Here is a 19,730-nt window from a genome sequence, read left to right on the forward strand (position 1 = left end):
ATATGTTGTGTTAACTTAGGCACTTAGTGTTTCAAAAACATCACCCTGGGAGGGCAGGGCACGTATGTGGGTGCGGTGCCACAGGGCGTAAAAAAGCAGGGTCCATGCTGCGGGGGCTGCTTTTCGGCCTGAAGCTTCTTTAAACAAAGCACGCACACGGTCAGGATGTGCAATGGCCTGAATGCTGTCCTGCCTGGCAACGAGGTCACCGAGCCTTTGTCCCTGTTGTGCAATCCAGTGGCCGACAGGAACTGTAAAGCCCTGTTTGGGAGCAAAAGGGCGGGCTGCCGGGCAGTGCTGTTCAAGCCAGCGGCGCAGCAGCCATTTTCCTTTGTTTTTATTTACACGCAGTGTGTCAGGCAGTCGCCAGGCGCAGGCAGCAATAACCGGGTCGAGGAAGGGAGTTCGTCCTTCAAGGCCATGAGCCATCAGGCAGCGGTCAAGCTTCAGCAGCAGGTCGTTAGGCAGCCATTCAGCAACATCAACGCTCTGCACAGCTGAAAGAGGAGATGGTGGTGCAGGTATCATGCCTTCGGTCAGGCTGATTCCATCGCGCCAGCCTGCAGGAGATGCACGTAAGACATCAAGTCCGTCAAACATACCTTTGCGCCACATCGGGCGTTTGCCTCTCCACCATGGGCGCGTGGCTGAACGATAACGCCCGTAGCCACAAAACAGTTCATCGCCACCTTCCCCGGAGAGGACAACGCGTACCTCTTCAGCTGCTTTGCGGGCCAGAAACCAGGTGGGAATAATAGCGTAATCAGCCGCGGGGTCATCCATGCAGGCAACTATGGCTGGCAGGTGCTGCCATACCATGGCTTCTGTGATGCTGACTGTTTCATGTTCTGCCTGTGCTGCCTGTGCCAGTTCACGGGCGATGTCAGATTCATCAGCGGCAGTGCTGCCAGAGAAGGTTGCTGTCCATGTACGTAATTTTTCTGAAGTATTCAGGCGCCTCATACCAGTTAACAGGCTGGCACTATCAATGCCGCCGGAAAGGAACAGGCCAAAAGGTACATCTGAACGCTCATGAGCAGCAATGCTATCCATCAGGGCCTGGTCGAGCGCTGCCAGTGCTTCTGATTCAGATGTGAAGGGCGTCAGGGAAGAGGCCCTGGGCAGAGCAGGCTGCGTTTGTCGTTTAATGATGCGCCCGCTTTGAATGTGCAGTGTCTCGCCAGGCATAACCCGCTGAATACGCTCGAATAATGTATTCCGTCCGGTTGTGAACTGAAGCTGCAGCAGTTCGTGGAGAGCGTCTGTGCGTTCAGCCCGTGCGACAAACCCTGCCTGTAATAACACTTCGGGTTCTGAGGCAAAGGCAACGCCAAACTCACCTTCTGTGATGTAAAGGGGTTTAATACCAAACGGATCGCGCGAGAGTAACAGCAGGTCGCGTGAACTGTCATAGAGCGCAATGGCGTACATGCCCCTCAGGCAGGCAGTATAATCAGCGCCGGTCTGTTCCCACATGACCAGGGGCGATTCGCAGTCACTGCCGGTTTTAAACCGATCCTTGCCAAAAGCCTGGCGGATATGCAGGTCATTATAGATTTCGCCGTTGGCAACCAGTGTGCCGGTGCCTGTGGTCAGAGGCTGGTCGCCGCCTTTGAGGTCAATAATCGACAGGCGGGTATGAATAAGGTCAATGCGTGGCATACGGGCAAAATGAGTGCCGTCTGGCCCGCGATGGTGCAGGGCAGCAGCCATAGCATTGAGGGTGTCCTGCGCAACCGGAGTTGCGTCAGGTTTATAGGCAATGCCGGCGATACCACACATCAGGCTTTTTCCGCTGTGCTCAGAAAATCAGACCAGGCAGACAGAACAGGCCCGGTGGAGAAAATGTTATCGTAATCTTCACGTCCGGCAAGAGCTACCCGCTCTGCGAGAATTTTGTCCTCCATAGCGCGGGCGATCTGCTCAGCCAGGGCACGGTCGTCCTCCACCGGGGCGAGCAGCCCGTTTTCGCCATGACGTATCAGTTCTGACGGTCCCTGTGATGCCGCGGCCACAACAGGCCTGGCAGCTGAAAAGCCTTCGATAACGACATTGCCTAAAGGTTCATGGCGTGACGGGCAGACCAGAACAGAGCTGGCCCTGATCAGTCCGCCAGGCTGAGTGGCCCAGCCGGGCATAAGCAGGCGGTCTGCAACGCCTTCTTTACGGGCCAGATCTTCAAGAGCCTGGCGCTCGGGGCCTTCACCACAGATAACACCATGAATATGCGGCAGGTGCCGCATAGCTCTGATGAGTACATCAAAGGCTTTGTTCGTATGTAATCTGCCAAGAGCCAGAAAAAACGGAACATTATCAGGCAGGCCTGCCGGGCGTGTTGCAGGGACGTTCGTCAGATCGTCTGCAAAATTAGGAAGGTAGTGTACACGATCTGCCGGCCAGCCCTGTTCTTTCATCCATGTGACGAGACCATGTGTGTTGCCGATCAGGTGATCGCAGGATTTATAGTAAGAAAGATTATAAAAACCTCCTAGGCGGCCGGCAAGAATCCAGTCTCCGACAGGCGTTAATCTTGCTGCACGGTTCATCCAGGCAACAGTCACACGCGGTTTAAAGGCTGTCAGATGTCTGCGTAGTTGCGGGCGTGTGTTAAAGTCGGTCAGCCCGCCAAAACCCAGCTGCACCGGTGGCAGATTGCCGGCCGTCATGCGCGCTGCCCGTGCTTCATCGCGCCTGATAACGGGCAGAACCGAAAGCCCCGCCTGCGCCTGCGCGACAGACAGCCGTTCGAAAAATAACTCTGCGCCGCCAGAGACTGCCCCCGCCATGACGTGTGCAACGCGGAGAGAAGAGGCCGGGGGACCGTTATTTGCTGTGGGAGAGGTCATAAGGGCAAAGAGTCCATCATGGTCAGAGCAGCTTCGGTTACAGTGCTTACGCAAAGGCCGGTAATAGGAGCATGCCCTTCAGGGCCATCAGCGACAACCCAGGCGGTATGCTGGCCCGAAGGGGCATATTCAGAAACGCGGGACGGGCCAAATAACCCCAGTGTCGGCGTTCCGGCAGCTGCGGAAAGATGCATCAGCCCCGAATCATTGCCGATATACAGCCTGCAGCGCATGAGGATAGCGGCAGTTTGTGAAAGAGAAAATTTTCCGCCAGCGTCAATGACACCAGGGAGTGTATCCAGCAGAGGTTGTGCAAGTGCCTGTTCCTGTGGGCCGGGGCCATACAAAACAACAGGCCGGGCCTGCGGGTAACGTTCTGAGAGTGTCTTCCACAAAGGGAGGTAGTTTTCAGCCGGCCAGATTTTTCCACTCCAGTTTGCTGTCGGGCCGAGTGCAATTAATGGCGTGTGAGCAGGCAGAAAAGTATTTACGTAATGCCTGTCTGCTTCGCTGGTCCAGATAACAGGTGAGGGGGGAGACGAAAGGCGGAGCACCTGCGCCAGATGTTCGGTGCGCAGGCCGGGGCGCCGTCCTCCGCGCATAATGTAACGCTTGCCTGAGCGAAGTAAAAAAGTAACAGCTGATCCCCGCAGGTCTACCGTTATATCCCATTTATGACCCGCACAGGCTTTCCATAAATCAAACCAGTGCAGGTCATAACGGCGTTTTGTCATGATATGGAGGTGCTGCAGGCGCGGCATGTGCTCAAACAGTCCGGCTGCCACAGGTCCGCAGGCTACCGTAAACTGTGCATCTGGCCAGATAGTCAGAAGGTGAGAAAGCAGGCCGGTAGAAAGTACGGCATCACCCAGTCGCGTTGCTGTGATAAAAAGAATACGCATATAGCTGTGCTTATACGCAGGTCAGCACTTTTCCAAGCCAGGATTATAAACAGAACAGACTGTTGTAAGAGAAGGCTGAGCAATCTGTGATTTTTAATGTATGTTTAACATCACAGAGGCGGGTATCGCCCTGAGGAATGAAGAAAGAACAAAGAGTTATGAAGACGAATCTGTGGCTGTTTTCAGTGACTGCAGCCTGTGCTTTATCTGTTATGCCGGCAGCCCAGGCCGCAGAGTGGACAGCTCCTGCCTCATGTGGTGCAGAGCCGGCTATGCCTGCGCTCGATGTGTCTACAGTTGCCAGGTATAATGCCAGTGTAGATAAGGCGACAGAATATCAGAAGGCGGCAAAAATCTATCACAGCTGTGTTGTTAAAGCTGCCAGTAAAGAGGAAAATGCGATCAGCAATGAGGCACGTGAGCGTATTACTCATGTGCATGAGGGCAGCCAGCTTGTGCAAAAGCGTATTGCCGGACATTTTGCTCAGATATCCACCGTCCTGAAAGCTGGTAGTAAAAAATTCAGCAGCAATTAAATTTTTATCATGTTACATGAGTGAAGTAGCACTTTCTTTTCAATCAGAAGCTGCTGTGTCAGTAATACACAGTAGCTGAGAGTGTTTTTGCTCTGACATCTTGTATGTCGTGCAGATGTAGGGCAGAAACGTGAACCGCTCAACTCATGGTATATCAGCATAACGGGATCAGGCTTAAAACGTGGCACAGGATGTTTTCAGAGAAGTAGAGGACGACTTAAAAGCTGAACGTGTGCGTAAGATCGCGCGCCGTTATGCCGGCGCTGGTATAGTCGTTGCGGTTTTTGCCGTTGCCGCAGGCGTTGCATGGTCCTGGCGTGTGTCAGGTAAAAACGCTGATTTGCTCTTAAAAACTGGTATTTACCTTTCCGCTCTGAGGCAGACTGATCATATTTCTCCGTCTTCAGCCGGTCCGGTTGCTCTGCCAGAGACAGCGCAGGCAGGTCTGATTAGTTTGCGTAAGCTTGCGACGACAAGTCCGGAAGGGATAAAAACCCTTGCCCGCCTGCAGGAAGGTGGGGTTCAGGCAGCTCAGGGAGACATAAAAGCTGCTTTGACGACCTGGGATCTTGTACAGAATGACGAGCGGGCAGACCCGCTTTTGCGTAGCCTGGCCAGCCTGCTGTGGTGTCAGCGCCAGGTGGATGACGGGGATCCGGCTATGCTGCGCTCTCGTCTTTCTCTTTTGTCAGGTAAAGATAAACCGTGGTCTGCTCTTGCCAGTGAATCGCTTGCTATCCTTGACCTGAGAGAAGGGAAAGTAGACGCGGCGCGAAAAAAATTTGCGGCTCTGGCAGAAGATCAGGCTATACCATCAGGTGTCAGGAGCCGGGCTCAGGCAATGCTTGAGGTAATTGAGGCTCCGGCAGGGTGAGGGATTTTATGCGTAAAAAAGACACCGCTCGTCGGTCCAGAGGTCAGATAAACCGGAGGTCGTTGCTGACAGCTGCGACCTCTTTGCCGTTTCTGGCCGGATGCAGCATGTTTGAAGATAACGAGAAGCCTATTCTGGTCGGGCACAGAACCGATGTTTTATCTTCAGGTGTAAAGCTTGCTGTTGACCGGGAAGATCATAACCCGATTTCTTTGCCGCCCGCTGTTACGGTGCACGACTGGCAGATGGTCGGGCGTCAGCCTTCTCATGTCAGTGATAATTATGTGTGGCATGGTCTGAATGAGCGCTGGGCTAAAGATGTCGGTGCCGGTATCTCAGAGCCTGACCTGCTTGCATGGGCTGCTCTTGGTTCGTTTGGACGAGGCATTATTCAGTCCCCGCCTGTGATAAAAGGTGGCCGTCTGTTCTTTATGGATGCCCAGGGCTTTATTCGTGCTTACGCCTGGCCGCGTATGACACATATCTGGACGTTTAATCCTGGTTCACGTTCCAAATCCAGCAACATTGGCGGTGGTCTCGCTGTTGACGGCGATACGGTTTATGCCGTGTGTGGCATCGGCCAGGCTATAGCGATAAACGCTACAACCGGAAAACCACTGTGGCGTGCGGCCCTGTCAGCCCCCGGGCGTTCTGCACCAACCCTGGTTGATGGTCGTTTATTTTGTGGCGCACTTGATGAAACGTTTTACGCACTTGATGCGAAAAACGGCGGGCAGATATGGACCTATGCTGCGTCAGAGGTCGAGACAACGGTCTTTGGTCAGCCAGCCCCGGCTTATGCCAATGGCATTGTTATTGCGGGTTTTGGTGGCGGTGAGCTGATAGCTTTTCGTGCTGAGACCGGTGAGGTTGTCTGGAGTGATATGCTCGGCGACGTAAACAGTCAGGCCAGTACGCTTAACCTCTCCTGTGTCCGAGGGTTGCCCGTTATTGTTGATAGCGTGGTTTATGCTGTCAGCATGGCGCAGGTTCTGGTTGCGGTTGATATTCGTACAGGTCGCAGATTGTGGGAATCCGCTATTGCCAGTCAGAACAGCATCCTTTGTGTTGGTGACTGGCTGTATGTTCTCTCGCTTGATGAGCAGCTGATTTGTATTGACCGTTTGTCAGGGCATGTGCGCTGGATTACGCAGCTGCGGCGTTTTCGTCGTGTTGAAGTTAGTAAAGATATTATCAGCTGGATTGGTCCGGTTATGGCCGGTGGTCAGCTGATTTGTATGAGTACTCTGGTTGAAAATGGTTTTGTCAGAGTTAACCCTGTAAACGGAGCGCTCATAGAAGTAGAGGCATCGAAAGATGTCTCTTATGTGCCTCCGATTGTTGTTGATGAGCAAATGCTGATTATTACAAATGACGGAAAGCTGCGTTCTTATGGCTGATCGTCGTAAACCTATGCGCCCGGTAGCACCGTTACCGACCGCAGATTTACCCGTTGTTGTTATCGCGGGTCGCCCGAATGTTGGTAAATCAACGCTTTTTAATCGTCTGGTAGGGCGCAGGCAGGCTCTGGTTGCTGATACCCCCGGTGTCACGCGTGACCGTAAGGAAGGGCTGGCTGTTATCCGCGGGCGTAAAGTCCGCCTGATTGATACGGCAGGCCTTGAAGAGGCCGCTCCTGAAACGCTGTTCGGGCGTATGCGCACTTCCTCTGAAGAGGCTGTGGCACAGGCTGCGCTGATTTTGTTCTGCATTGACGCCCGTGCAGGGGTTACACCTGCTGACCAGCATTTTGCCCGCTGGGTGCGTCGTCAGAACCTGCCCGTTTTGCTGGTAGCTAACAAAGCTGAGGGGCGTTCCGGCGCGGCTTCAGTTATGGAATCGTATGCTCTGGGACTTGGCGAACCTGTTCCTGTTTCAGCAGAGCATGGTGAAGGTCTCTCTGACCTGATGTTCGAAATTGTTGATCATCTGCCTGAAGAGCCACCAGAAGAAGAACCGGAGTTCGAGCCGGAAATTATTCCTGAGGTTCAGCCGGAAGAGGGTGAGGAATACGTTCTGCCAGAACGGCCTCCCGGTCCTGTGCGTATTGCTATTGTTGGCCGTCCCAATGCAGGTAAATCGACACTGATGAACTGCCTGCTGGGCGAAGAGCGGATGATTACCGGACCTGAGCCAGGCCTGACTCGTGACTCTATTTCGGCTCTGCTCCATGATAACGGCGAAGAGTTTGAAATTGTCGATACGGCAGGGTTGCGTCGTAAAGCCCGTATTGATGAATCGCTCGAGAAGATGTCAACATCAGCTTCGATTGAAGCTTTGAAAATGGCAGAGGTTGTTGTTCTGGTTCTCGATGCAACCCTTGGAGTGCACGAGCAGGACCTGCAGATTGCCCGCCTGATTGAACGTGAAGGGCGTGCCTGTGTTCTGGCACTGAACAAGTGGGACGCTGTTGAAAACCGGAATGAGACCCGCAAGGCCATTCTTGACCGTCTGAGTATCTCTCTGACACAGATGCGTGGTATACCTGTTGTGACGTTCTCGGCTTTGACGGGGGCGGGTGTGGGCAGATTGCTTCCTGTCGTGCGTGAGACCTGTACGGTATGGAATGCCCGTATCTCAACCGGTGCACTGAATCGCTGGCTTGAGGGGATGCTTGAGCGTCATGCACCACCACTGGTTGATGGTCGTCGTCTTAAGCTGCGCTATATGACGCAGGCAAAGTCTCGTCCGCCTACGTTTATTTTGTTCGGTACCCGTGCTGAACTGCTTCCCGATGACTATAAACGTTATCTGGTTAATGGCCTGCGTGAGACGTTTGATCTGCCAGGTGTGCCAGTACGTCTTCAGCTGCGTGGGACCAAAAACCCATACGCTGATCAGAAGCGTCGTTAATTTTAAAGCGACGTCTGTCTGGCCGCCTGGTGCGGCCAGAGTTCTGCTCTTAGTGAATAAACCACGAAAGTGGCCAGCAGATCATTAACCCCAGAACAGCAATAAGGCTCTCAATCGCAGTCCAGCTTTTGAGTGTCTGTTTGAGGTTCATCCCCAGATATTCTTTCATCTGCCAGAAACCCGCATCATTCATCAGGCTAAGTCCAACCGAGCCCGCACCGGTGACGATCACCAGCAGCTCAGGCGAGACCGAATGACTTGTCGCCAGTATTGGTCCGACAATGCCCGATGCCGTTGTGGTGGCAACTGTGGCAGAGCCGGTGGCAACGCGGACGAGTAAAGCCAGGAGCCACGCCAGAACAATCAGGGGTACATGCACGTTAAGAGCCATGTCGGTAATAGCGTGTGAAAGTCCGCTGTCGATCAGTTCGCGCCCAAAGCCACCACCTGCGCCAATCAGCAGCATGATGGTCGCAGTCGGAGCAAGGCACTCGTTAGAGAAGCGAAGAATAGTCTCGCGTGAAAAACCGCACACACTGCCCAGAAGCCAGAATGACAGAAGGGTCGCGACCAGCAGGGCGATGTCCATATTCCCAAGGAAATGAAGCAGATCATAAATCCAGGAACCTGGTGACCAGATGAAATCTGCCATGGCTCCGCCCAGCATGAGTGCCACCGGAGCAAGAAGGGTGAAGCTGGAGAGCAGGAAAGAAGGTAGCTTCTTGCTCTCCCGTGCATGAGTAAACTGATCTTCGAGAGGGCTTGGCTCCACATGCCCGAGGCAGGGGACAATCAGGCGGGTATAAACGGGGCCGGCAATAGCTGCGATGGGTGTGCCGATAACGATCCCCCAGAAGAGGGTGCGTGCGGTATTGGCATGGTAGGCTGTGCAGGCAAGCAGCGTTGCAGGATGAGGCGGCACCATCGCATGGGTCACAGATAAAGCTGCAGCCATAGGAAAGGCGAGCCGTGTCAGGGCAATATCATTGCGTCGGCTCAGGATCATAGCCAGCGGAATAAGTAACACAAAGCCGACTTCGAAGAAAACAGGCAGGCCCACAAGCAGGCCTATAACCATCATGGCCCAGCTCAGGCGTTTTTTACCGGCAATGCGCGAGATAGTCAGGGCGATCTGATCAGCACCACCGGTTTCAGCCAGAATTTTACCAAGCATAGTTCCCATTGCAATGACACCGGCAACATGCCCGAGGACATGGCCCATGCCCGCCTCGAATGACGAGATAGCGGCAGGAGCAGGCATGCCTGTTATCATTGCCAGACCGATGGAAACGACAAAGAGTGTAATAAATGGGTTAAGGCGCACCCAGCCGATGAGCACGATCAGAGCAACAATGGCGGATGAGGTGAGGCCGGTAGCGAGTAAAGGTGTCATAGCAGGCATGTTGGATGGGTATATAGCCGCTCTGTCAAGAGTGGAGATCATCAGAGAGAAGAAAGAGCAGTTAAAATAGTTTCCTCTTTTGGGAAGCAGAAGGTGTGCCGGGTTAAACAGGAGTATTCTAGTCTGGTCTTTCGCTAGGTCGTGAAGAGTGGCACATAGCATAACAGCGTATAGAGAGTGTTAAAACATAAAGAGGTTTGTTCACACTATGGTTGAAACTGTGCAAAGACCTCAGCTGGTGTCATCAGGTGAAGAGAGGCAGGGACTTTATGGGTCGGCGCGTACGCTCGCCGTGCTTGCTGTGTCACTCTCGGTTCTTTTATCCCTTCTTGATTATGCAATTGCCAATGTGGCTTTGCCCAATATTGCAACAGACCTGAAATCGTCAGCTTCATCAGCTATCTGGGTGGTTAATGCTTATCAGCTCTCCAGTCTGGTTTCTCTTCTGCCCCTGGCAGCACTGGGAAGCAGGGTGGGGTTTGCCCGTCTGTGTCAGGTCGGTATTGTCATATTTATGGCCTCGTCCGTGTTGTGTGCTACGGCAACATCATTGCCTGTGCTGGCTGTGTCCCGTGCTGTGCAGGGTATTGGCGGTGCCTGTATCATGAGCGTAAATATTGCTCTCATTCGCTTTATTTACCCCCACGCTGAAATAGGGCGGGGCATTGCGCTGAATGGTGTGGTTGTAGCGGTAGGGGTTGCCCTGGGGCCAACGGCTGCTGCGGCTATTCTGAGCGTAGCGTCATGGCCATGGCTGTTCTGGATTAATCTCCCGCTTGGCATTGCAGCACTTATAATGGCGTTTATTGCTCTGCCTGATGTGCCACGCAGTGGTAAAAACCCTGACCTTACGGGCAGCTTTTTATGTGTTGTCTTTTTTGGCGCCATTGTGATGGGGGGCGACGGTCTGGCGCATCAGGAGAACATTCTTCTCTCCTGCGGTTTGCTTGCTGCTGGTATTCTTGCCGGGGTGCTGCTGGTGATCCATGAAGCTGATGTGCTTCATCCGATTTTTCCGGTTGATCTGTTAAAGAAGCCTGAATTTACCGTAGCGTTTCTTACAGGTTTTTGTGGTTTTGTGGCCTCTAATTTTTTTATCGTTTCAATGCCTTTTATGCTGCATGACAGGCTTGGCTTTTCCCCATCCGCAACAGGGCTTTTAATTACTCCCTGGCCGATTGGCATTATCTGTGCGGCCCCCTTTATCCGGCGGGTGACAGATACGGTGTCTGCAGGGTTGTTGTCATCCATCGGGCTGAGCATGACTTCATTTGGTTTTTTCTGCCTGTGGATGCTGCCTGAACACCCTGCTGTGTGGGATATTGTGTGGCGTATATTTATAGCTGGTTACGGTTTTGGTTTTTTTCAGCCGCCCAATAACCGTGCCATGATGGTTGCAGCCCCCGGTGGCCGGGCTGGTGGTGCAAGTGGTATGGTGCAGGTCGCGCGGCAGGCCGGGCAGACATTTGGTGCTATGGGTGTTGCCGCATTTTTTGCGCAGTTTTTAAGCAATGGCACTCATGCCTGTCTGCTTGCTGCGGCCTGTGTCGCGCTTCTGGCCGCAGCGTTAAGTGCAAGTCGTCTTTTAACAAAAAAAAGGTAGTCAGATTTCACTTTCGAGGAAGATGCGGCTGACATCACCCATCCAGGCTCCGTAGTAACGCTCAAGCCAGCGTTCAGCCTGTGTGGGTGCCCCGGCGACCAGAGAGGTCAGTGGTGAGAGATAAACCCATTCATCGACGCCGCTTTCTTCATCCACGTTGCCTCTGGCCTGGAGGCCATCCATTGCAATGGCGATCATCTGTGCAGCCAGGTCACGCACAGTTCCTTCACCCCACGGCGTGTCGAGAGCCTGTGCAGGCACAAGAGCTCTCATCTTCACGTAATCCTCCCATGGGCGCATTTTGACCAGCTTATAGGCTGATTCAAGGGCTGCATCATCATAGAGCAGGCCAACCCACAGGGCAGACTGAGCGAGCATCATTTCCTGTGAACCGGCATCTGCACCACGCATTTCCAGGAACTGTTTAAGACGCACATCAGGGAAAGCTGTTGTCAGGTGGTCTTCAAAGTCACTGAGGGTCGGGGTGACATCCTCCAGACCATCCTGGCGGTCTCCGTTCATCCATGCACGGAAAGAGCGGCCTGACACATCACGCATTTTGCCATCACGCATAATGAAATACATTGGCACGTCAAGCGCCCACTCAACGTAGCTTTCAAAGCTGAAATTGTCTGAAAAGACACAGGCTGGCATGCCGGCACGGGCATTGTCAGTGTCAGTCCATGCTCTCGCACGGTTGGAGAGGAATTTTGTAGCTTTGCCCTCGACAAACGGTGAGTTCGCAAACAGAGCGGTTGCAACCGGCTGTAACGCCATGGCAACCTGCATTTTGCGCACCATGTCCTGCTCAGAGCCAAAATCAAGGTTAACCTGCACAGTGCAGGTGCGCTGCATCATGTCCAGGCCCATTGTTCCGACTTTGGGCATGTAGTTTTTCATGATGTTGTAGCGTGATTTGGGCATCCACGGCAGGTCAGCCCGCGACGCTGTCGGGTGAAAGCCCAGAGGGGAGAAGCCAAGACCCAGCCTGCGCGCCAGCGGGCGTACAGTTTCATAATGTTCACTGAGTTCCTGCGCTGTCTGATGCAGTGTTTCCAGCGGTGCACCAGACAGTTCGAACTGGCCGGCCGGCTCAAGCGATATGGCAGAGCCTCTGGCGGCATTCTGCCCTGTCAGGCCAATAATTTTTCCGGCATCGAGAACAGGTTTCCAGTTGTCAGGTTCACTGGCCTGCACGCCGGTAAGCATATCTTCAATGCCAGCGGGGGTATAAGGCGGGCTGCTGTAAGCTGCCCTGCCTGCCTGCGGGGCAGCATCATCGCTTACAGCTTCAGGGCGAACAAAGCCAAATTTCTCATGCTCTGTACCAATGCGCCAGAGGTCGCGCGGCTTGCAGCCTTTGGCCAGAACTTCAGCCAGCTGTGAAACAGAGCGGGCGGGCACAGTATTATCTTGGTCAACAGGCATAAGGGCTCACTGTTTGTTAGGTAAACTTATGAAAGTGCGCAAACGGGTAAAAAGACTATAGTGACTGATCCTGCGCTGAGCGCAAGAGGGTGCTCATAAGTGTCAGGCCAGATACCACAGCTGTATCAGCTCTTAACACAAGCTTACCAAGAGAGACAGGCGTAACAAAAGTGCGACCAAGCAGCATCTGACATTCTGCATCGCTTAGTCCGCCTTCCGGCCCGATGAGAAGGCCATCACCTGCGCGGGCAGCTGTAAGCTGTAAAGAGGCACCAGGTGCACGATCTTCGGTGCGCTCAATGGCTGCGAACAGATTTTTATCAGAAGGCCATGAGGCAAGGAGAGAGGTCAGCGGGCAGGGTTCAGCAACCAGAGGCAGGTCAAGGCGCTCGCATTGTTCTGCAGCTTCGCGGGCAATAGAATTCAGCCGGTCTGTATTGGCACGGTGGGTGTTGGTGCGTTCGGTAATAACTGGCTGAAAATGCGTTACACCCAGCTCGGTTCCCATACGGATGACCAGATCTGTTGCATCACGTTTAAGCAAGGCAAAAACAAGAGTGCGTTCTGGTTGAGTGTGCGGGGGGTGCATTTGCTCTTCGAGCACAAAGCTCCCTTTGTCTTTGTTCAGTGTGCTGATAACGGCGCGCCACTCGCCGGCTTCTGCATTAAAAACCCGCAGGGAATCTCCGCTTTTCTTACGTAAAACCGTACCAAGGTAGCGGGCTTGTGCCGGGTCGAGCAAAAACTGTGCGCCTGCTCCGGCGGGCTGCTGGGGTGAGGGTGTCAGATAGAGGCGGGGGAGGTGAATATAGCTGTTCATGGCTTCCTGAACGGATGCAAAGTGGACACTGAAGGAGGCTTTGTTGAGTATAAGGGCTTCGTGCTCTGGTGATATTTGTGGCATACCTCTTTCATCCTTTAAAAACCAGTCTGAGGATTAAAGCGTTTCGTGTCTGTTTCAGCAGGGTCTTCCCATACCGATATTAAAACGACAGGGTGGATAGCGTATCTGCCGCCGTCACTGCGCCCTTATGCTTTGCTGGCACGGCTTGACCGCCCTGTTGGAACCTGGCTTTTGTTTTTGCCCGGTGTGTGGGGTATTCTTCTGCCGCAGCATGTCGGGTTGGGTGAGCGTGTGCGTCTCATCATATTGTTTGGCATTGGCAGTCTGGTTATGCGGGCTGCAGGCTGTGTCGTAAATGATATGTGGGACCGCGATATCGACCGTAAGGTTACGCGCACAGCAGGGCGGCCGCTGGCTTCAGGTGCGCTGAGCATGAAGCAGGCAGCAGTGTTTCTTATGCTGTTACTGCTGGCAGGTCTTGGTGTTTTACTTCAGCTGAATCGCCTTTCATGGCTTCTTGGTGCTTCCTCTCTTATACTGGTCGCACTCTATCCGCTGGCTAAACGTTTTACCTGGTGGCCTCAGCTCGTTATGGGCTTTACCTTTGGATTTGGTGCGCCAATGGGATACGCCGCCGCCGCCGGGCAATTGTCCTGGGCGCAGGCGGCTCTTTATGCGGCGACAATCTTCTGGCAGCTTGGCTTTGATACAATTTATGGCTTCCAGGATATGGAAGATGATGCGCGTATTGGTGTAAAATCGACCTCACGTCTGTGGGTCAATAAAGCCCGCGGGTTTATCGTAGCATGTTATGGTATCAGCGCAGTATTGCTTGCAGTTGCTGCAGTGTTGTCTCACACCGGGCCGGCATTCTGGCCGCTTGCTGTGCTGCCTGTGGCGCTTATGGTACGTCAGGGCTGGAGCGTAAGCCCGCATAATCCGGTTCTGTGTCTTGCACAGTTTCGGTTTAATCGTGAAATTGGTATTACTGTAGCGCTGGCACTGCTTGCAGGGGCGCTTTCAGCGTAAAATAACAGACTGATGTCTCAGGCTAAGATCAGCACCATAACCGGGATGAAGCATATACATATGAAACAGGTTCATTATCGCTTTTTATTGTCCCTCCTGATGCTGGCCGGCTGCGGAGCAGCTGGTGATGTAGCATATGCGCAGTCGCCGGTTGCTTCTTCCGTAAGAAGTAGCAGCGCAGGTGATGAGGTGCAGGCCGCTCCGCTGACAGCGGCAGACCGGGCCTGGCTCGCGCGTATAGAAAGCGTGATGAACAGCACCTCAACATTTAAGGCGCATATGCAGCAGGTTGATGGTGAGGGAAAAATATCTTCAGGCACAATATGGGTTAAGCGTCCGGGACAGATGCGCCTGGCGTATGATCCGCCCTCTCCGATTCTGATGGTGGCAAATGACAATAAAATCGTTTTTCGGGATAATCAGCTCGATCAGACCACAGTGATCCCGGTTGAGCGTACTCCCCTTGGGTTATTGCTGGGCAGGCATATCAGTTTCTCTGATGGTGTGACGGTGACAGGTTTCCACGCAGAGGGAGGGCAGATCCAGGTGTCAGTCGTGCGCACCTCTTCTCCGCAGGATGGCAGCCTCACTCTGGTATTTAATGAAAAGCCGGTTTCTTTAAGTTCATGGAGTGTGCTCGATGCACAGGGGCACGAAACCCATGTCACATTATCAGATATGCAGAAAAACCTGCCTGTATCGTCTGATCTCTTCACACTTCCGGCTCAGCCGGAAGAGTAATTTTTATGATAGTTAAGGCACAGCTCTTGTCTGATACACATCTCGTGTACAGGCAGGCAGGTGCAGGATAAGAGGATATGGCAGAGCAGAGCGCATCATCCATGCCGCAGGATTTATTTGGTCAGGCAGCTCCTGAGGCCGGGCCTTCGGTGTCAGCCGGGGTAGAGCGGTCGTCCGGCCGGTCTGCTCCTGCGCAGCCGCTGGCCGATCGCCTGCGCCCAAAAAGGCTGGAAGATGTGGTCGGGCAGGATCATTTGCTGGGAGCTGATGGCTCTCTTCGGGGTATGCTTGAACGTGGCTCTCTCTCCAGTCTTATTCTGTGGGGTGGTCCAGGTGTTGGTAAAACAACCATAGCGCGTTTGCTGGCGCAGGCAGGTGGTTTCAGGTTTATGCAGCTTTCTGCTGTTTTTTCAGGTGTCGCTGACCTTAAAAAAACATTTGAGCAGGCCCGGCATATAGCTGAGGGCGGGCGGAGCACGCTGCTCTTTGTCGATGAAATACATCGTTTTAACCGTGCTCAGCAGGACGGTTTTCTGCCCGTGGTTGAAGATGGTACTGTTGTGCTGGTCGGGGCGACCACTGAAAACCCTTCATTTGCGCTGAATTCAGCCCTGTTGTCGCGCTGTCAGGTCGTGGTTCTGAATCGCCTTGATGATGCAGCTATGGAGGCTCTGCTGTGTCGTGCTGAGGCAGAAATGCAGAGCGATCTGCCTGTCACGAAAGAGGCCAGGGCGACATTACGGGCGATGGCTGATGGGGACGGTCGCTATCTGCTCAATATGGCAGAACAGCTTTTCAGTCTGAAAAAACCAGATGTGCCCTTTGATGCGCAGGGGCTGTCAAAGCTGCTGGCGCGCCGTGCTGTGCTCTATGACCGGGACAGAGAGGAGCATTATAATCTCATTTCTGCCCTGCATAAGTCGATGCGGGGCTCTGACCCCGATGCTGCGTTATACTGGTTTGCGCGTATGCTTGAGGGGGGAGAAGACCCGCGCTATATAGCCCGGCGTCTTACGCGTTTTGCTGCTGAGGATGTGGGTATGGCAGACCCTCATGCTCTGCCTCTGGCAATTGCGGCGTGGGAGACGTTTGAACGGCTTGGTTCACCCGAAGGGGAGCTTGCTCTGGCTCAGCTGGTGGTGCACCTGGCAACAGCAGCGAAGTCTAATGCTGTTTATAAAGCGTATAAGGCGGTGCGTCGTGCTGCCCGGGCAACAGGCAGCCTTATGCCGCCTGCGCATATTCTGAATGCGCCAACCCGTCTGATGAAAGATATCGGCTACGGAAAGGGTTATGAGTATGATCATGACACCGAAGAAGGTTTTTCCGGGCAGAATTATTTTCCGGATGGTATGAAGCGCGAGATTTTCTACCGGCCTACAGGTAAGGGGTACGAACGCGAGGTTCGGCACCGGCTTGAAACGTGGGCCTCTTTGCGGGAACGACGTCAGTCGTAAATATCGTCTCATGAGTGTTGTTATTCTTACTGTCAGCGAAGATGAGGCCGATATTCGCCTTGATCGCTATTTTCGTCGTCATTACCCGCATCTGACGCAGGGGGCGCTGCAAAAGCTGTGCCGTACCGGGCAGATCAGGGTTGACGGTAAACGTGCCGAGGCATCAACGCGTTTGCAGCCCGGGCAGGCTGTGCGCGTGCCTCCCATTCCGGTCTCGTCGGCTGCACGGCCCGTACGTGATGAGCGTCCGCCGCTTGATGAGCGTCTGGTGCGCGAAATTAAAGGCATGGTGCTGTATCAGGATCAGCAGGTTATTGTGCTCAATAAGCCTGCGGGCCTCGCAGTCCAGGGCGGGCCAGGTATTACAAAGCATGTTGATATGATGCTTGATGGTCTGCGTGAGGGGGATGACCCGCGCCCGCGCCTGGTGCACCGTATTGACCGTGATACATCAGGAATCCTGCTGCTGGCCCGCTCGCCCGGTATTGCCGCAAAACTTGCTGCGGCCTTTCGCGGGCGTGATATTAAAAAAACATACTGGGCTGTTGTTGTCGGGCGGCCAGACCCGCAGGAGGGTGAGATCGACCAGCCTCTGGTCAGGCTGGGTATGGGGCCTAATGCGATTATGGTTGCTGCTGACCGTAAGGATAAAGAAGCGCAGTTTGCCCGCACAGTTTATAAAGTAGTGGATGCCGCAGCCCGTAAGTTCTCATGGCTTGAGATGTCACCGCTGACAGGGCGCACGCATCAGCTGCGCGTGCATTGTGAATCGCTGACCACGCCTATTATGGGTGATCCTAAATATGGGGGTGAAGCAGCACACGTTGATGGTTTTGCTGACCAGCTGCATTTGCATGCGCGTGAGCTGGATATTCCGCATCCTGCCGGTGGGCGTCTCGTGGTGAGTGCGGCTCTGCCTCCTCATATGCAGGAGACATTTCGCAGTCTTGGTTTTGTTGCTGGTTCAACGCCCGGCCCCTCCCGCCGGAGCCGGTAACTCACGCGCTACGGGAGAGCAGAAGAACAGACAGGAGAGAAAAATATGCGGCTGAAAACAAAACTGGGTCTGCTGGCTGGTGCAGCGATTGTCCTTGCCGGAGGCGGATGTGTTATCTCAGCAACGCAGGATGCGGGCTGGCTGCGTACGCGCATTGTCAGTGCTGTTGAGAAAAAAACAGGCCGCCACCTGACTATTGATCAGCTGCATGTCTGGCTGCTGCCATTTCCCTGGGTTGAGGCGCAGGGGGTGCATCTTTCAGATCCTGGAAGTGATGCGCACGATATGTTCAGCGCAGCTTCTGTACGTGTTCGGCTCTCCGTTTTACCGTTGTTTCAGCATCGTGTGGTGTTCAGCAATGTCAGCATCTCGCAGCCGCAGATTATGCTGCACCGTGATGAGGATGGTCAGTCTAACTGGCATTTTAATCCTCAGCAGAACACACCGGAAGAAGCGACGCCGGCTGCATCCGGCGGCAGAGTGAACTGGGATATCGTTGTTGCAAACCTGGAGCTGACCCAGGGGGACCTGCAATGGCAGGATGAGCTTAAACACCGGTCAGGTGAATTGCCTGTTGAAAAATTTGAGGCTGGTGCTCTCGATACTGATGCGCCATCTTTTCATTTAGATGCGCTGAAGAACAAAGGGAAACTCTCAGTTGATGGCCAGACCGGCCGTCTTTTCCCGCATCCTGCCACACAGATGCCGGTGCAGATAAAAGCCGCTTTTTCAGTTGATGGTCAGCCAGCAGGTCTGGCGCATATTGACGGTACCCTGACGACGGGGGAGCCTGAGCAACGTGAATATGCGCTGCGTTTTGGCGGGTCGCTGGGGCAGCTGCAGGCAGTGCAGGCTTTCTTCCCGCGTGCTGGTTTGCCGCATGCAGAGAATATTTCTGTTAACGGTATGATCGGCGGGAAGGCTGATATTCCTCAGTTGCAGAATTTCCATATTCATACCGGTACGTTTGATCTTCGCCCTTACAAAAAAGATGTTGTGCTGGAGCACCTCACTCTTGATGCGGCCCAGAGCGATTCTCCTGTTGCCCTTGATCTTGCCGGTACAGTGGAGGGCACTTCTCTGGAGCTGAAGGGAACAGTTGGTACGGCTGAGCAGATTATGACCTGGCTTCATGCCCCTGCTGAGAGCAGTATGCCTGTCAGTCTGACACTTACTGATTCTGATGCAGGTGTTCATTTTACAGGCGAACTGGGCGGGCAGCATTCAGCCTTTGATATTCAGGGGCAGCTGAAGCATCTGGCAACGGGGCCGTCTCAGCCTGTTTTTGACGGGCTGAGTGTCAAAGGTCATGTTGAAACGGATGAGACACTTGAGCTGACGAAGGTTCATAGTTTTGCAAATATTGTGCGTAACCTGACAGCACAGCTTGACGTGAGTGCTGCTCGCGTTGCGTGGGCGGGGCAAAGCTGGGAGGCGCTTTCTGCGCATGTCGTTAATAATAATGGCCACCTTGTTGCTGACCCCATTCAGGCCAGAGGCAGCGGCGTGCAGCAGTCAGCCCGTTTTGTTTATGATGTCACGCAGGAGATACCGGCAGCTGAGCTGAGTGCTCACCCGGTTGTGCTGCCTTTGCAGGTTGTGGATGCATGGATGGGGGTTCAGTCTTGGTTAAAGGGTGAAGCTTTTGTTGTTGGCACAGTCAGTGCGCGGGGGCGTGATATGTCTGCTTTGCGTCAGACAGCAGCCGGGCATGTCGGAATTTCAGTTGTCGATGGTAAGGTGGGGAGCAAAATCCTGTCTTCTCTGACGATGAATAAAATCCCGATGAAGCAGGAGGTCTCTGTACGTTGCTTTGGTACGCATATGCAGCTTGCTGACGGTGTGGCGACAATTGACCTGCTTGGGTTGCAAAGTCGTTTTCTGTCACTGCATGGTCATGGTACCGTTAACCTGAACACGACAGATCTCGACCTGCACCTTGCACCAACACTGATGCTGGCCGGGAATTCGGCTGAATCTGATGTGCTTGTCAGCGGCTCATCATACAATCCTGTTATTAAAATGGAGCCAAACAGCAGCGGCCGTTATGGGCTGACGATTGGTAAAAATGACGGAGAGGATGATAGCTGCCCTGCCTTGCTGTCTTCCGCACGGGAAGGTGAAGCCGGGCCGGAACCAGCTCCGCCAGCGAAAGAAAAAGGCGGAAAAGTAATGAACATGCTGCGTGGTCTGGGGCTGTTCCATTGAGTAACAATCA

At 53.7% G+C, this 19,730-nt stretch carries 16 protein-coding genes; 10 read left to right on the forward strand and 6 right to left on the reverse strand.

What is annotated here, in order from left to right; genetic code table 11:
- Positions 1 to 15: 15 nt before the first annotated feature.
- From asnB to HK11_RS08535, 3 genes are read right to left on the reverse strand one after another with little or no spacing between them, the layout of a single operon-like run.
- Complete coding sequence (gene asnB / locus HK11_RS08525; RefSeq protein WP_086554929.1) at positions 16 to 1,782, reverse strand: asparagine synthase (glutamine-hydrolyzing); 1,767 nt, start codon at positions 1,780 to 1,782, stop codon at positions 16 to 18.
- On the reverse strand, positions 1,782 to 2,846 hold the full coding sequence (locus tag HK11_RS08530; RefSeq protein WP_233133400.1) for a glycosyltransferase: 1,065 nt from the start codon (positions 2,844 to 2,846) through the stop codon (positions 1,782 to 1,784). Before HK11_RS08530 ends, asnB begins: the two co-directional genes overlap by 1 nt.
- The gene (locus HK11_RS08535; protein WP_086554930.1) at positions 2,843 to 3,748 is read right to left on the reverse strand and encodes a glycosyltransferase family 9 protein; all 906 of its coding nucleotides are present in this window, start codon (positions 3,746 to 3,748) and stop codon (positions 2,843 to 2,845) included. The genes HK11_RS08530 and HK11_RS08535 overlap by 4 nt, the downstream gene beginning before the upstream one ends.
- A gap of 158 nt (positions 3,749 to 3,906) precedes the next feature.
- Between HK11_RS08535 and HK11_RS08540 the strand changes: the two genes are divergently transcribed.
- From HK11_RS08540 to der, 4 genes are all read left to right on the forward strand, one after another.
- Complete coding sequence (locus HK11_RS08540) at positions 3,907 to 4,284, forward strand: hypothetical protein (protein WP_086554931.1); 378 nt, start codon at positions 3,907 to 3,909, stop codon at positions 4,282 to 4,284.
- A gap of 181 nt (positions 4,285 to 4,465) precedes the next feature.
- Positions 4,466 to 5,158, forward strand: a complete 693-nt coding sequence (locus HK11_RS08550) for a hypothetical protein (protein ID WP_086554933.1) — start codon at positions 4,466 to 4,468, stop codon at positions 5,156 to 5,158.
- 8 nt (positions 5,159 to 5,166) lie between these two features.
- The gene (locus tag HK11_RS08555) at positions 5,167 to 6,558 is read left to right on the forward strand and encodes a PQQ-like beta-propeller repeat protein (RefSeq protein ID WP_086554934.1); all 1,392 of its coding nucleotides are present in this window, start codon (positions 5,167 to 5,169) and stop codon (positions 6,556 to 6,558) included.
- Positions 6,551 to 8,011: a ribosome biogenesis GTPase Der gene (gene der, locus HK11_RS08560; protein WP_086554935.1), complete on the forward strand. Its 1,461-nt coding sequence runs from the start codon at positions 6,551 to 6,553 to the stop codon at positions 8,009 to 8,011. Before HK11_RS08555 ends, der begins: the two co-directional genes overlap by 8 nt.
- A gap of 49 nt (positions 8,012 to 8,060) precedes the next feature.
- Here the strand turns inward: der and HK11_RS08565 are convergent, their stop codons facing one another.
- Positions 8,061 to 9,404, reverse strand: coding sequence for a gluconate:H+ symporter (locus HK11_RS08565; RefSeq protein WP_086555038.1), 1,344 nt, complete (start codon positions 9,402 to 9,404; stop codon positions 8,061 to 8,063).
- 217 nt (positions 9,405 to 9,621) lie between these two features.
- On the opposite strand from HK11_RS08565, the gene HK11_RS08570 reads away from it, so the two are divergent.
- Complete coding sequence (locus HK11_RS08570; protein WP_086554936.1) at positions 9,622 to 11,016, forward strand: MFS transporter; 1,395 nt, start codon at positions 9,622 to 9,624, stop codon at positions 11,014 to 11,016.
- On the opposite strand, the gene HK11_RS08575 is transcribed toward HK11_RS08570, so the two are convergent.
- A complete protein-coding gene (locus HK11_RS08575; RefSeq protein WP_086554937.1) occupies positions 11,017 to 12,444 on the reverse strand; it encodes a glutamate--cysteine ligase in 1,428 nt (475 codons plus the stop codon).
- 55 nt (positions 12,445 to 12,499) lie between these two features.
- Entirely contained in the window at positions 12,500 to 13,264 is a 765-nt protein-coding gene (locus HK11_RS08580; protein ID WP_086555039.1) for a 16S rRNA (uracil(1498)-N(3))-methyltransferase, read from the reverse strand.
- A gap of 129 nt (positions 13,265 to 13,393) precedes the next feature.
- Here HK11_RS08580 and ubiA point away from each other — a divergent pair, with 129 nt between their 5' ends.
- The 5 genes from ubiA (at position 13,394) to HK11_RS08605 (ending at position 19,720) form a co-directional block, all read left to right on the forward strand.
- Positions 13,394 to 14,317 (forward strand): 4-hydroxybenzoate octaprenyltransferase, encoded by a 924-nt coding sequence (ubiA, locus tag HK11_RS08585; protein WP_086554938.1) that lies wholly within the window; start codon positions 13,394 to 13,396, stop codon positions 14,315 to 14,317.
- Positions 14,318 to 14,377: 60 nt separating this feature from the next.
- Positions 14,378 to 15,058 carry an outer membrane lipoprotein carrier protein LolA gene (locus HK11_RS08590; protein WP_233133401.1) on the forward strand — a complete coding sequence of 227 codons (681 nt, stop codon included), beginning with the start codon at positions 14,378 to 14,380 and terminating at the stop codon, positions 15,056 to 15,058.
- Positions 15,059 to 15,135: 77 nt separating this feature from the next.
- Positions 15,136 to 16,515 carry a replication-associated recombination protein A gene (locus tag HK11_RS08595; RefSeq protein WP_198943243.1) on the forward strand — a complete coding sequence of 460 codons (1,380 nt, stop codon included), beginning with the start codon at positions 15,136 to 15,138 and terminating at the stop codon, positions 16,513 to 16,515.
- A 10-nt stretch (positions 16,516 to 16,525) separates the two neighbouring features.
- Positions 16,526 to 17,512: an RluA family pseudouridine synthase gene (locus tag HK11_RS08600; protein ID WP_086554940.1), complete on the forward strand. Its 987-nt coding sequence runs from the start codon at positions 16,526 to 16,528 to the stop codon at positions 17,510 to 17,512.
- 45 nt (positions 17,513 to 17,557) lie between these two features.
- Complete coding sequence (locus HK11_RS08605; RefSeq protein WP_086554941.1) at positions 17,558 to 19,720, forward strand: AsmA family protein; 2,163 nt, start codon at positions 17,558 to 17,560, stop codon at positions 19,718 to 19,720.
- The last annotated feature ends 10 nt before the right edge of the window (positions 19,721 to 19,730 follow it).

Source organism: Acetobacter sp. DmW_043, assembly GCF_002153485.1.
Classification (GTDB): domain Bacteria; phylum Pseudomonadota; class Alphaproteobacteria; order Acetobacterales; family Acetobacteraceae; genus Acetobacter; species Acetobacter thailandicus.